Raw genomic sequence first — 12392 nt, 5'->3', positions numbered from 1 at the left:
AGAACCACCTACGGAGGACCGTGAGCGACATGATCTTGGTGACCGGGGCCAACGGGAACCTCGGCTCGGCCACCCTCGCCGCGCTGCGCGCCCGCGGCGCGTTCGCGACGGGCGGCAGCCGCACGCCGGGTGACGGGCTGCGGCGGCTGGACTTCGACGACCCCGCGAGCCTCGACCTCGCCGGCGTGTCGACCCTCGTGCTCGTCTCCGCCGGTTACGCCGAGGACGACCTGGTCGTCGGGCGGCACGCGGCCGTCCTGCGCGCGGCCGCCCGGGACGGTGTCCGGCACGTCGTCTACACGAGCCTGACCGGCGCCGGCGACCACCTCGGTTTCGCGCTGGCGCACCGCGCGACCGAACGGCTCGTGCGCGATTGCGGCCTGCCCTGGACGATCCTGCGCAACGGTCTCTACGCCGAGCTGTTCGGCGCCCTGCTGATGTGGGCCGGGGACGGGGTGGAGTCGGCGTTCGGCGACGGCGCCCTGGCCGCGGTCGCCCGCGCGGACCTCGCCGAAGCCGCGGCGGTCGTCGCGGCGGACCCGGCGCGGCACGGCGGGCGCTCCTACGACCTGACCGGCGTCCCGATCACGGCGGCGCAGGTGGCCGACCGGCTCGGGGTGCCGCACCGGACCATCGGCCTGGGCGAGTACCGGCGCCGGCTCCTCGACGAGGCGCGGGGGCTGCTGCCGTTCCAGCCGCCCATGCTCGTCTCGATCGCGACCGGCGTCCGACACGGCTTCCTGGGCGGCACCGGCTCCGACCTCGCCGACCTGCTCGGCCGCCCGGTCCGCGACCCGCTGACCGTCGCGGTCGCGGCCGCCTCCGCCGCGAGGCCCCGCGCCGTCGGGTGACCCGGGCGACGCGCGACCGCCCGTGACGCGGGTCCCCGCGCCCGCACCGGTCGGCTCGCGGTTCGAGGTCTTCGGACCGGTGGTCCACCTCCCCGCCGAACCACCGCATCGGGGCAATGCAGCCCCGGGAGGACCACTGGCATGCTTCCCCCCGGAACTCGCCCGCGGGGGTGCGGCACGCAGGAGGTCGTCGATGGTCATGGCCAACCGGGAACCCTGCTCCGAGCAGGCCCGGACGCCACCGGACGCCTTCCTGCTCCGGATCGGCGAAGTGGTGGCCTGCACCGGTGTCCGCGACGGCCGGACGGCGTGGATCGTGGACCGGGCGTCGGATTCGCTGAGCCGGGATGACGCGGTGGGCGTCTGAGCGCCTCGGCGCACCGGGTCCGGACCTTCTGACCGCCTGACCGCTTCGGCGGGACGTCCGGTGTCGCGGCACGACCGACCCCTCGCGGCCCCATGGGGTACTCTGGTGAGCAGAGGATCATTCGCTGCCTGCGTCCCGCAGGAGCGCTCCCGCTCCGCCCGGTCCGGTTCTCCGCTCGCAGACGGAGCCGGCGGGTGACACCGGGGGCCACCCCCGATCTACTTCGCCACCTGCACGGTCTTCGGGCCTCGCCCGCGACAGCCGTCACCCCGGTGACCGCGGGACCCGGTGGGCGAGGGCTCGCCACGTCCGCCACCCGCCGACGCCACCGACACGCCCGCCGCGCGAACGCCGGGCAGACGGAGTCCACATGACACGGTCCGAACCGCTCGATCCCAATCGCGCCAACGGTGTCGCCCTCCTCAACCGGGGCGGTGACGCGACCGGGCGACCGGCGGCACGTGCCTCGCACCGGCCGCTGCCCGCGGACGGCACGCACGTCCTGGCCCGGGCGCTCGGCGATTACGTGCGGGCGGTGGCCGAGGCGGTCGGGGTGCCCCGCGAGGGCACCACGTGCGAGGTGACGGACACCGCCACCGCCTACCTCGCCCTGGGCTGCCGCGCCGTGGACCACCCGGACCGCGACGTGATGCTGGTCTGGAGCGCGTCGCGGGGGTGGGTGGTCTCGATCGAGACCTCTCCGGGCGAAGCGCCGATCGTGCTCTCGCGGTCCACCGGCGACCTCGTACCGACCCCGGGGGCGGTGGCGCGGTTCGTCGCGGAATCCGTCACGGGGCGCGGCTCGGGGCGGCGCCCGGTGGTGCTCCCGCCGTACGCGGACTGGTCCGACCTCGCCGAGCGCATGGAACTGCGCGCCTCGGCCTCCTGATCTCCACACGAAACACAGGGAAACCCATGACACCGACGAAAAACCCCACGAACGCCGACCTGCCGACCATGGTTCACCCGGTCGTGTTCAGCCACCCGGCCGACGAAAGCCTGGTCGCTCCCCGGCAGCCGCGCGGCACGCGCGGTGTGCAGCTGCCGCGCTTCGAGTCGCTGCCGGTCCTGGCCGGCGCCTGATCGACCGGCGCTCGACCGACCGGCGCCTGATCGACCGGCGATGTGGGGGGCGTGAAGAATCCGCCCCCCACCGCCGTGCGCGCGTCTAGAGGACGCGGACCGCGAGGGCCTGCGGGCCCTTGCGGCCCTCGCCGACCTCGAACTCCACCGGCTGGTCGTCCGGGACGCCGTGGAAGTCGTAGCCCTGGATCTCGGAGTGGTGCACGAACAGGTCGGCGCCGCCACCCGAGGGGGTGATGAAGCCGAATCCCTTGCTACCGCTGAACCACTTGACGGTGCCCTGGGTCATCGACGTGCTCCTTCGGTCGACCGGGAATCAGGAGCATCCCGGTGAGGGCGGTTCGCGTGCTGGTCCTGGCCCGCGTGGGCGGGCACGTCGTGCTGCGGTGCGGTGGCCGACCTCCGGCCGGACAGCCCCAGCATGGACAGCAGCTCGCGGCAGTCGCCCACGTCGAGCGAGTGCTGCGCCACCGTGCGGGCGGCCTGGATCTGCTGCGTGGCGGCGGCCTTGTCGCCCGCGGCCCGCGCCTCGTTGAAGTTGATCTCCGCGCCCCGGTTGCGGGCGGGTCGGCCGGTCCACGTCACGCCGGCCCCCGTTCCGCGGAGGGCTGTGCCCGACGCTCGTGGCGGTCGGGCGGGGTGATCGGGGGAAGTGCTCCTGCGAACTGGTGATCCGGCGGCAAGCCGGTGCTCCCGTCCCCGGCCGGATTACCACCGGACCGGACTGGGTCGGGGGACCGCGACGGCTGGGTGCCGGCAACTGGTGTCCCAACCCGGCCGACTGTACCGCAGCGCGGGCGGTCCCGGCGCAGTACTGTCGGCGCATGTCGCGAGAATCCGGTGGTCCGGTGCTCGGTCCCACGCTGGCCGAGTGGCGCAAGGCCCGCGAGGAGACCGAGCAGCACCTGGCGGCCGGGGCGACACCGCCGGTCGACTCGGCGTGGGTGCAGCGGCTCGCCGACCTGCTGGCCACCGAGCGGTCGTGGCAGGACCAGTACACCGAGCTGGTCGCGCTCGGCAGCAGCGACGGCCGGTTCCCCTCGTCCAACCGCTGACGGCGGCGCGCGGGCCGGGGCGCGTCGACGTCACGCGGTCCCGGGGGTCTTGCGCGTGGTGACGTTCATCCGGTTCCACGTGTTCACCGTGAAGATCAGCGCGAGGAGCTGGGCGAGTTCCGGCTCGCCGAAGTGCTCGGCGGCCTCGGCCCAGACCTCGTCCGGGACGCCGTCGGGCAGGCGGGTCACGGACTCGGTCAGCGCGAGCGCCGCGCGTTCCCGCGCCGTGAACAGGCTGGACTCCTCCCAGGCGGCGAGCTGGTGCAGGCGCTCCTCCGCCTCACCGGCCTTGCGCGCGTCGCGCGCGTGGTAGTCGATGCAGTACGCGCACCGGTTGATCTGCGAGGCCCGGATCTGGACCAGCTCGACCAGCACCGGGTCGAGGCCCTGCCGGGCGGCGGCGTCGAGGGCGAGGACGGCCTTGAAGACCTTGGGGGCGGTGGCGGCGAAGTTCATGCGCTGGGGCACCTGGATCGTGGTCACGACCTGAGCCTATGGGCGGAAAGACCCAGGATATGGTGCATTCCCGTGTCAGGAACACGGGTCAATCCGGGCGTCGACCTCCACCTCGAGCTGACCGGCGGGGGGAGCCGCCGCGCGCAGCTCATGCGCGCCCTGCGCGAGGCGATCCGCTCGGGCCGGCTCGCGCCGGGCACGCGGCTGCCCCCGTACCGGGGTCTGGCGCCGGACCTGGGCATCGCGCCCAACACGGTCGCGGCGGCCTACGCGGAACTGGTCGAGGAGGGCTGGCTGACCTCCCGGCAGGGGTCGGGCACGCGGGTGGCGCGGCGCGTCACGCCGGTCGGCCCGGAGCGGGCGCGGGGGCCGTCGCCGCGACCGCGCGGGCGCGTCCGGCACGACCTGGCGCCCAGTTCGCCGGACGCCTCCGCGTTCCCCCGCTCGGCCTGGCTCGCCTCGGCCCGCCGGGCGCTGACGGCCGTGCCCCACGACGCCTTCGGGGTGCCCGACCCGCGCGGCAGGCCCGAACTCCGGCACGCGCTCGCGGAGTACCTGGCGCGCGCTCGCGGCGTGCGCGCCGAACCCGACCGGATCGTCGTCTGCTCGGGCTTCGCCCACGGGTTGCGGCTGCTCGCGCGGGTGCTCACCGGCCCGGTCGCGGTGGAGTCCTACGGGCTGGGCTTCCACCGGGACCTCCTGCGGGACCCGGGCACCGCGCCGCTCGGCATCGACGCGCACGGGGCGCGGGTGGACGAGCTGCCGGGCACCGGCGCGACGGCCGTGCTGCTCACCCCGGCGCACCAGTACCCGACCGGCGGCGCGCTGCACCCGGAGCGCCGGGCGGCGGTCGTCGACTGGGCCCGCGCCGAGCGGGGGCTGGTCCTGGAGGACGACTACGACGGCGAGTTCCGGTACGACCGGCAGCCGGTGGGCGCGGTCCAGGGGCTGGCGCCCGAGCGCGTGGTGTACCTGGGTTCGGCGAGCAAGAGCCTGTCCCCCGCGTTGCGGCTGGGCTGGATGGTGCTGCCCGGGTGGCTCGTCGACGACGTCCTGGCGGCCAAGGGCGCCCGGGAGACGTCGGTCGGCGTGGTCGACCAGCTCACGCTCTCCGACTTCCTGGCGCGCGGCTCCTACGACCGGCACCTGCGCCGGATGCGGCAGGTCTACCGGCGGCGGCGGGACCTGCTGACCCGGACGCTCGCGGAACGCGCGCCGCACGTCCGGGTCAGCGGGATCGCGGCCGGGCTGCACGCCGTGCTCGAACTCCCCGACGGCGCCGAGGAGCCCGCGCTGCGCGCCGCGCGCCGGGAGGGGCTGGCGCTCGACGGGCTGCGCGCCTACCGCCACCCCGACGCCGTCGTGCCGCCGAGGGACGGGCTGGTCATCGGGTACGGCACGCCGCCGGAGCACGCCTTCGCGTCCGCGTTGGACGCCCTGTGCCGGGTCCTGCCGCGTCAGGGCTGACGCCGGTGGCGTCGCGGGTGGACGGCGGCGCGGGAGATTTTTCCGGGGCGGTGTCCATTTGACCGGGTCCCGTTCGTAGTGGTGTCGTGCGGCGGTCCTGCCGCACGGGATCCAGAGGAGTCGGGACCTTGAAGTACCTGATGTTGATCATGGCCGGCGCCACCGACGGGAACGGCGGGGCGGCCGGGTGCACGGTCGAGGACTGGATGTCCTACGACAAGGAGGTGAAGGATGCGGGGATCTTCGTCTCCGGGGAGTCGCTGGCCGACCTGGTCACGGCCACCACGGTGCGGGTGGCCGCGGACGGCAGGCGGACCGTGACCGACGGGCCGTTCGCCGAGAGCCGGGAGCTGCTGGGCGGCTTCTACGTGATCGACGTGCCCGACCTGGACGCCGCGCTCGACTGGGCCGCCCGCTGCCCCGGCGCGCGGGACGGCGCGGTCGTGGTGCGGCCGGTCGCCGACTTCGGGGGCTGAGGGCGGTGGGCTCGCCGGCGGCGTCCGTGGAGGCGGTGTTCCGGGAGGAGCGCGGCCGGCTGCTGGCGGCCCTCGTCCGCCGGTTCGGCGACCTCGACCTGGCCGAGGAGGTCACCTCCGAGGCGATCGAGGCGGCGTTGGCGCGGTGGCCGGTCGACGGCGTCCCGCCCAAGCCCGGCGCGTGGCTGATGACCACGGCGCGCCGCCGGGCCGTCGACCGGCTGCGCCGCGACCAGGCGTTCGCGGCGCGGCTGGCCGTCCTCCAGGTGGAGGCGGACCGGGCGGGTCCCGTGCCCGCCGCGGAACCCGGCGGCGACCTGCCGGACGAGCGGCTGCAGCTGTTCTTCACCTGCGCCCACCCGGCGCTCGCGGCCGAGGACCGCGTCGCGCTCACCCTGCACTGCCTGGCCGGGTTGACCACGCCCGAGGTGGCGCGGGCCTTCCTGGTGCCGCCGGCGACGATGGCCAAGCGGATCACGCGCGCCAAGAAGAAGATCCGCGAAGCCCGCATCCCGTTCCGCGTGCCCGGCGCGGACGAGCTGCCCGAGCGGCTGCCCGGCGTGCTCCAGGTCGTGTACTCGACCTTCACCGAGGGGTACGCGGCCAGCTCCGGCCCGCACCTCCAGCGGCTCGACCTGGCCGAGGAGGCGATCCGGCTGGCCCGGATCCTGCGCCGGCTGCTGCCCGGTGAGCGGGAGGTGGCCGGGCTGCTCGGGCTGATGCTGCTGGTCCACGCCCGGCGCGCCGCCCGCACCGGTCCGGGCGGCGAGCTGGTGCTGCTGGAGGAGCAGGACCGCGGCCGCTGGGACCGCCCCCTGATCGAGGAGGGCCGCGCCCTGGTGACCGCGGCGCTGACCGGGGGTCCGGCGGGCCCGTACGGGGTGCAGGCCGCGATCGCCGCCCTGCACGACGAGGCCGACGACGTGGCCGCCACCGACTGGCCGCAGGTCGTGGCGCTCTACGACGTGCTGATGGCGCTCGCGCCGTCGCCGGTGGTGGCGCTGAACCGGGCCGTGGCCGTGGCGATGCGCGACGGCCCGGCGGCGGGCCTGGAGCTGCTCGACGGGCTGGCGGGCGAACCGCTGCTGCGCGGCCACCACCCCTACCCGGCCGCCCGTGCCGACCTGCTGCGCCGGCTCGGGAGGGACGACGAGGCCGCCGCGGCCTACCGCGAGGCGCTCGCCCTGGCCGGCACCGAGCCGGAACGCGCCCTCCTGCGCCACCGGCTGGACGCGGTCGAACGGCCCGACCCGTAGCCCACCCGCCGACGGCGCCCGGTGACCGGTGGGCGCCCGGTGACCGGTGGGCGCGCCCGGTGACCGGCGGGCGCGGGCGTCGAACGGACCGCGCCCGGATCTCTCCGACTGGTCGGGCGAGTGCCCCGTCGGCGCGAGAGTGGGACAGTGTTCGACGTGGACCACGACCGCGACCGCCAGCAGGACGAGATCGACGCCGAGGTGGCCGCCTCGGCGGAGGAGCTGCGGCGATCAGGCCGGGACCGGCGCGAGCACGACCAGGACCAGCGGGAGCACGAGCAGGACCAGCGGGAGCACGAGCAGGACCAGCGCCAGCGCGAGCAGGACCGGCGGGAGCACGACCTCGACCGCAGGCAGGCGGGCCAGGACGAGCGCGCCGACCGCCTCCGGCGCCAGGAGGGCGTCGCCGCCGACCGGTCGCGGCGGATGGACGAGCGGGAGGACGAGGTGGTCGCCCGCGAACGGGCCGCCGACCAGCGGGAGATCGACGCCGAACTCGGGTGAGCCCGCGGCCTCACCGGGTTCCCTCACCCGGCGCCCCGTGGTGCCTCGCACCGCGGCCACCGCGGGACGTCCGCGTCCGGACCCCGGTGCTCGACGACCACGGGTCCGCGCCGGTCCGGACCTCGCCCGCCAGGGGTCGGGCGATCAGCGCCGCCACCCGGGCCGGGTCCCCCGGGCGGGCGCGGCCGGACAACCGGCCCGTGACGGCACCGCCGCAATCCCGTCGGGCCACGTCCACTTCCACGCTCCCGTCCCAGCCGACCTCACGCCGGATCGAGAAGCCCGAGACGGGGTCGGGCGCGGGAAAGGCCCCTCGCGGTTCGCCGACCGCCGGGGTCGACAGCCCCAGCGCCTTCAGCAGGAGGGCCAGGTCCGCGTCGATGTCGCGGTGCTCGAACTCGAGGTACTGCTTGAACGCCAACTCCGAGATGTCGTCCGGCAGGCCGCGGGCGGTGAGCCGTGACGCGCGGCTCAGCAGCAGGGGGATGACCCGCTTGCCGCGGCGCGGCGCCGTGGCGACTTCGACGCGCACCCAGTCGTCCTCGTCGCGGGCCGCGCGATCGACGTTCTCCTCGAAGTGCTCCTGCCAGGTCCTGCCGATGACCACCAGCGCGGTGTCGCAGAGCTCGAGCGCCTCCGTGATCACCTCCGCGTAGCTCTCGCCCGGGGCGACGGACCGGCTGGCGCGGAAGACGTTCTCCCGTCCCACGACCTCGGACAGCTTCTCGTCGAGCGGCGGTCCTGCATCGGCAGCAGCGCGGCGGACAAGCGCGACACCGTTTCCCGCGCACCAGGACCGGAGTCCCACCTGTTGAGCGTCCTGGACAGCTGCCACAAGTCGTTCCGGATGGTCGCCGACCGGGCGGCCAGGGGCAGCGCGAGGACGTCACCCACGAGGCCGCACGCCCGGTCGATTTCGCGCGCGCCGGCCAACGCCAACGCTTGGTCGGCCGACGAACCGCTCAGTGGTGCCGTCATGGCGCGCAGTTCAGGCCGTTCTCCACCTTGCCGATGCACCCCTTGCTGAAGTAGATCAGCTCGCCGAGCCCGCGCGTCGACAGCCCCGCCGCGGTGCGCAGCCGCCGCAGCTCCGTGCCGAACACCAATGCCCGCGTGTGCTCACCGGTCATCGCCGCCCCCCTGAGACGGCAGCGACCCACCTGCGGAGGGACCCCACCTCGACGGCACAGCGTGCCGCACATCCGCCCGCACGACCAGCAGCACCGTTTCCCGTTTCCCCGACGCCGTCGGGGTCGCACGGCGATCAGCCCGGGCCTGCTCCACCGGATCGGGCACGTACCGTGGGTCCCAACGGTGCGCGAGTCGCTGCCCGCGCCCGGTCACGCCTTGTCGCGCACGACCCGCCGGTAGTCCTCGTCGTACATCGGGCCGAGGACCTTGCCGAACGGGCCGGTCACGGGCGCGGTGGCGGAACCCGGTCCGTGCTCGACCGGTTCGCGGTACGCCCTGGCGCCGAGGGACTCCAGGCGCTGGACGCTGCCGGCCAGGTCGTCCACCTCCCGGTAGGTGATCGGGCCGCCCTGCGCGGCGGACGTGTCCTGCGGCGCGAACCGGCTGTCGACGACGCCCAGCTCGTGCCCGACGTCGTCGACGCGGAACCCGACGTGGTCGCGGCCGTCCCGGTCCGGGCGCGCGAAGTGCGCGTCGACGCCCAGCACCCGCGCGTACCAGGGACGCGAGGCGGACACCTCGTCGGCGTAGTAGTCGATGGTGGCGAGACTTCGCAGCATGGGGGTTCCTTCCTCCGGTGGGCGCTTGGTCCGATCGTCCGCCCCGAAGCGCTCACCGGCCGATCGCTTCGGTCCGGCACCACGGACAACCATGCGCGCCGATCGCCTCGTGGCGGCCCTGCTGCTCCCGCAATCACGCCAACGTGTGACGGCGGCGGCCGTGGAGCGGCCACGCGGTCAAGGCGTGCGCCCGCACCACGCGCGAGTACCGGCACCCGGTCGCGGGACCGCTGACGCCGGCCACCGAGCGTGCCCGAACGTTCCGATACTTTCGTAAGTCGTAGAAGGTAGTTGAACCGGGCACGATCCACGTTCACCTGGCTCGTTGCGTCTCTATAGGTCACACATGGTTCTTGACTCACCACAATCCGCGCCTTACTTTACGAAAGCCCTACTTGATCGACCGAAAGTTTCGATCCTGATTTGCGCGCCCCCGACCCGGGCGGCCTCCCCCGCGAAAGCAGCCCGTACCGCCGCTCTCGCCGACCCCTTGGAGGAAGTGATGTCCAGAACTGCTGTCACCGCTGCCGGCAGGCCGGTGGCACGAGGAGGGCCGCGACGCGTCGCGGTGGTGACGGGCGCGGCCGCGCTGCTGGGCGCGATGGCCGTGGTGCTGCCGAACGTGGCCAGCGCCGGCACCACCCTCGCCGCGTCCGCCGCGGAGAGCGGTCGGTACTTCGGCACGGCGGTGGCCGCGAACAAGCTGGGCGACTCGACCTACGTCGGGATCCTGAACCGCGAGTTCGACATGGTCACCGCCGAGAACGAGATGAAGATCGACGCCCTGGAGCCGAACCAGGGCCAGTTCAACTACACCAACGCCGATCGCATCGTCAACCACGCCCGCCAGCAGGGCAAGAAGGTCCGCGGGCACACGCTGGCGTGGCACTCCCAGCAGCCCGGCTGGATGCAGAACATGAGCGGCACCGCCCTGCGCAACGCCATGCTCAACCACGTCACCCAGGTCGCCACCTACTACCGCGGCAAGATCCACTCCTGGGACGTGGTGAACGAGGCCTTCGCCGACGGCAGCTCCGGCGCCCGGCGCGACTCCAACCTCCAGCGCACCGGCAACGACTGGATCGAGGCGGCCTTCCGGGCGGCCCGGGCCGCCGACCCGAACGCCAAGCTCTGCTACAACGACTACAACACCGACAACTGGCAGCACGCCAAGACCCAGGCCGTCTACCGGATGGTCCAGGACTTCAAGCAGCGCGGCGTGCCCATCGACTGCGTCGGCTTCCAGGCCCACTTCAACAGCGGCAACCCCGTGCCGTCGAACTACCACACCACCCTGCAGAACTTCGCCGACCTCGGCGTGGACGTCCAGATCACCGAGTTGGACATCGAGGGCTCCGGCTCGTCGCAGGCCGAGCAGTACCAGGGCGTGACCCAGGCCTGCCTGGCCGTCACCCGCTGCAACGGCATCACCGTGTGGGGCATCCGCGACAGCGACTCCTGGCGCGCCTCCGGCACCCCGCTGCTGTTCGACGGCTCCGGCAACAAGAAGGCCGCCTACAACTCCGTCCTGGCCGCGCTGAACGCCGGGGGCTCGCCGGTCCCGACGACCACCACCACGACGCCGCCGAACACCTCGGACTGCCGCAACGGCTACGTGGCCCTGACCTACGACGACGGGCCCAACGCGAGCACCACGCCCCAGCTGCTCAACGCGCTGCGGTCGGCCGGCCTGCGGGCCACGTTCTTCAACCAGGGCAACCGGGTCCAGCAGAACCCGTCCCTCGCGAAGAGCCAGCGCGACGCCGGCATGTGGGTGGAGAACCACAGCTGGTCGCACCCGCACATGACGCAGCTCAGCCAGGCGCAGATGACCTCGGAGATCTCCCAGACCCAGCAGGCCATCCAGTCCGCCACGGGCGTCGCGCCCAAGCTGTTCCGCCCGCCGTACGGCGAGACCAACAGCACGCTGAAGGCGGTCGAGGCGCAGTTCGGCCTGACCGAGGTGCTGTGGAACGTCGACTCGCAGGACTGGAACGGCGCGAGCACCGCCCAGATCGTGCAGGCCGCGTCCACGCTCCAGAACGGCGGCGTGATCCTGATGCACGACGGCTACCAGACGACGCTCAACGCCGTCCCGCAGATCGCGGCCAACCTGCAGGGCCGGGGCCTGTGCGCCGGCATGATCTCCCCGTCGACCGGTCGGGCCGTCGCGCCGACCGACACCCCGCCCGGCGGCGGCCCCACGACCACCACGACGCCCCAGCAGCCGGGCGGCGGGTCGTGCACCGCGACGTACCGGACGACCCAGCAGTGGGGCGACAGGTTCAACGGCGAGGTGACCGTCCGGGCCGGCGCGTCGGCGATCAGCAGCTGGACCGCCACCGTCACCGTGAACGCGCCGCAGCGGGTGTCGGCCACGTGGAACGGCACGCCGAGCTGGGACTCCAGCGGCAACGTGATGACCATGAAGCCCAACGGCAACGGCAGCCTGGCCGCCGGGGCGAGCACGACGTTCGGCTTCACCGTGATGACCAACGGCCAGTGGGCGGCCCCGACCGTCACCTGCAGCACGCCGTGACACCTGTCGGGTGAGTCGCTCCACCTGACGTGCTTCACCTGATGTCGCTTCACCTGATGTGACACCGAACGGCCCCGGCTCTCACCTGGAGGTGGAAGCCGGGGCCGTTCGGTGTTCGCGGTGGTTGCCGATCGTGGTCAGCTCGCGGCGCAGGTGGGCGACAGGCCCGCGGCGGAGCCGGTGCCCTGGAAGCCGAACTCGGTGGACTGGCCGGCGGCGACGTTGCCGTTGTAGCTGACGTTGCGCCACTGGACGGTGCCGGTGGTGCCGGAGCGGTTGGCGTTCCAGGAGTTGGTGACCGCGGCGCCGGAGGGCAGCGCGGTGGTCACGGTCCAACCGCTGATCGCGGAGGAGCCGGCGGTGACGCGGATGGTGGCGACGAAGCCGCCGTTCCAGGAGTTGATCGAGGCCGTCGCGGTGCAGCCGCCCGGCGTGCCGCCGCCCGTGGTCGTGGTGGTGGTCGTCGTGCTCGTCGGGTCGATGCCGCCGTTGAGGGCGTCGAGCGTGGCGTTGTAGGCGGCCTTCTTGTTGCCGGAGCCGTCGAACAGCAGCGGGGTGCCCGAGGCGCGCCAGGAGTCGGTGTCGCG

General features: G+C 73.9%; 17 protein-coding genes and 1 pseudogene. 11 read left to right on the top strand and 7 right to left on the bottom strand.

Annotated features, from left to right (window positions below; all coding sequences use genetic code 11):
- Positions 1 to 29 precede the first annotated feature (29 nt).
- The 4 genes from ACFV4N_RS06545 to ACFV4N_RS06530 all read left to right on the top strand — a co-directional run bounded on the left by ACFV4N_RS06545 (position 30) and on the right by ACFV4N_RS06530 (position 2301).
- Entirely contained in the window at positions 30 to 851 is an 822-nt protein-coding gene (locus ACFV4N_RS06545; RefSeq protein ID WP_499671484.1) for an NAD(P)H-binding protein, read from the top strand.
- 193 nt (positions 852 to 1044) lie between these two features.
- A complete protein-coding gene (locus ACFV4N_RS06540; protein ID WP_499671483.1) occupies positions 1045 to 1218 on the top strand; it encodes a hypothetical protein in 174 nt (57 codons plus the stop codon).
- 370 nt (positions 1219 to 1588) lie between these two features.
- Positions 1589 to 2107, top strand: a complete 519-nt coding sequence (locus ACFV4N_RS06535; protein ID WP_499671482.1) for a DUF6292 family protein — start codon at positions 1589 to 1591, stop codon at positions 2105 to 2107.
- 26 nt (positions 2108 to 2133) lie between these two features.
- Positions 2134 to 2301: a hypothetical protein gene (locus ACFV4N_RS06530; protein ID WP_499671481.1), complete on the top strand. Its 168-nt coding sequence runs from the start codon at positions 2134 to 2136 to the stop codon at positions 2299 to 2301.
- Positions 2302 to 2386: 85 nt separating this feature from the next.
- On the opposite strand, the gene ACFV4N_RS06525 is transcribed toward ACFV4N_RS06530, so the two are convergent.
- Both ACFV4N_RS06525 and ACFV4N_RS06520 read right to left on the bottom strand, forming a co-directional pair.
- Positions 2387 to 2590: a cold-shock protein gene (locus ACFV4N_RS06525; RefSeq protein ID WP_499671480.1), complete on the bottom strand. Its 204-nt coding sequence runs from the start codon at positions 2588 to 2590 to the stop codon at positions 2387 to 2389.
- Entirely contained in the window at positions 2587 to 2886 is a 300-nt protein-coding gene (locus ACFV4N_RS06520) for a hypothetical protein (RefSeq protein WP_499671479.1), read from the bottom strand. Before ACFV4N_RS06520 ends, ACFV4N_RS06525 begins: the two co-directional genes overlap by 4 nt.
- 239 nt (positions 2887 to 3125) lie before the next feature.
- Between ACFV4N_RS06520 and ACFV4N_RS06515 the strand changes: the two genes are divergently transcribed.
- The gene (locus ACFV4N_RS06515; protein ID WP_499671478.1) at positions 3126 to 3356 is read left to right on the top strand and encodes a hypothetical protein; all 231 of its coding nucleotides are present in this window, start codon (positions 3126 to 3128) and stop codon (positions 3354 to 3356) included.
- A gap of 30 nt (positions 3357 to 3386) precedes the next feature.
- On the opposite strand, the gene ACFV4N_RS06510 is transcribed toward ACFV4N_RS06515, so the two are convergent.
- A complete protein-coding gene (locus ACFV4N_RS06510) occupies positions 3387 to 3812 on the bottom strand; it encodes a carboxymuconolactone decarboxylase family protein (protein WP_499671535.1) in 426 nt (141 codons plus the stop codon).
- Between the two features lie 72 nt (positions 3813 to 3884).
- On the opposite strand from ACFV4N_RS06510, the gene pdxR reads away from it, so the two are divergent.
- From pdxR to ACFV4N_RS06490, 4 genes are all read left to right on the top strand, one after another.
- Positions 3885 to 5279 carry a MocR-like pyridoxine biosynthesis transcription factor PdxR gene (pdxR, locus tag ACFV4N_RS06505; protein ID WP_499671477.1) on the top strand — a complete coding sequence of 465 codons (1395 nt, stop codon included), beginning with the start codon at positions 3885 to 3887 and terminating at the stop codon, positions 5277 to 5279.
- A gap of 128 nt (positions 5280 to 5407) precedes the next feature.
- A complete protein-coding gene (locus ACFV4N_RS06500; RefSeq protein ID WP_499671476.1) occupies positions 5408 to 5755 on the top strand; it encodes a YciI family protein in 348 nt (115 codons plus the stop codon).
- A 5-nt stretch (positions 5756 to 5760) separates the two neighbouring features.
- Complete coding sequence (locus ACFV4N_RS06495) at positions 5761 to 7011, top strand: RNA polymerase sigma factor (protein WP_499671475.1); 1251 nt, start codon at positions 5761 to 5763, stop codon at positions 7009 to 7011.
- Positions 7012 to 7158: 147 nt separating this feature from the next.
- Complete coding sequence (locus ACFV4N_RS06490; RefSeq protein ID WP_499671474.1) at positions 7159 to 7515, top strand: hypothetical protein; 357 nt, start codon at positions 7159 to 7161, stop codon at positions 7513 to 7515.
- 10 nt (positions 7516 to 7525) lie between these two features.
- On the opposite strand, the gene ACFV4N_RS06485 is transcribed toward ACFV4N_RS06490, so the two are convergent.
- From ACFV4N_RS06485 to ACFV4N_RS06475, 3 genes are all read right to left on the bottom strand, one after another.
- Positions 7526 to 8224, bottom strand: a complete 699-nt coding sequence (locus ACFV4N_RS06485; RefSeq protein ID WP_499671473.1) for a toll/interleukin-1 receptor domain-containing protein — start codon at positions 8222 to 8224, stop codon at positions 7526 to 7528.
- Positions 8225 to 8489: 265 nt separating this feature from the next.
- Entirely contained in the window at positions 8490 to 8645 is a 156-nt protein-coding gene (locus tag ACFV4N_RS06480; RefSeq protein WP_499671472.1) for a helix-turn-helix domain-containing protein, read from the bottom strand.
- Positions 8646 to 8855: 210 nt separating this feature from the next.
- Positions 8856 to 9266: a VOC family protein gene (locus ACFV4N_RS06475; protein ID WP_499671471.1), complete on the bottom strand. Its 411-nt coding sequence runs from the start codon at positions 9264 to 9266 to the stop codon at positions 8856 to 8858.
- A gap of 502 nt (positions 9267 to 9768) precedes the next feature.
- On the opposite strand from ACFV4N_RS06475, the pseudogene ACFV4N_RS06470 reads away from it, so the two are divergent.
- Positions 9769 to 11169: pseudogene (locus ACFV4N_RS06470) on the top strand (endo-1,4-beta-xylanase); the annotation flags it as partial.
- Positions 11170 to 11325: 156 nt separating this feature from the next.
- Entirely contained in the window at positions 11326 to 11805 is a 480-nt protein-coding gene (locus tag ACFV4N_RS06465; protein WP_499671534.1) for a cellulose binding domain-containing protein, read from the top strand.
- 137 nt (positions 11806 to 11942) lie between these two features.
- Here the strand turns inward: ACFV4N_RS06465 and ACFV4N_RS06460 are convergent.
- On the bottom strand, positions 11943 to 12392 hold a 450-nt coding region (locus tag ACFV4N_RS06460), incomplete at its 5' end, for a cellulose binding domain-containing protein (protein WP_499671470.1).

This window comes from Actinosynnema sp. NPDC059797 (assembly GCF_042732085.1).
Classification (GTDB): Bacteria; Actinomycetota; Actinomycetes; order Mycobacteriales; family Pseudonocardiaceae; genus Actinosynnema.
This window is presented reverse-complemented; position numbering and strand designations above follow the sequence as displayed.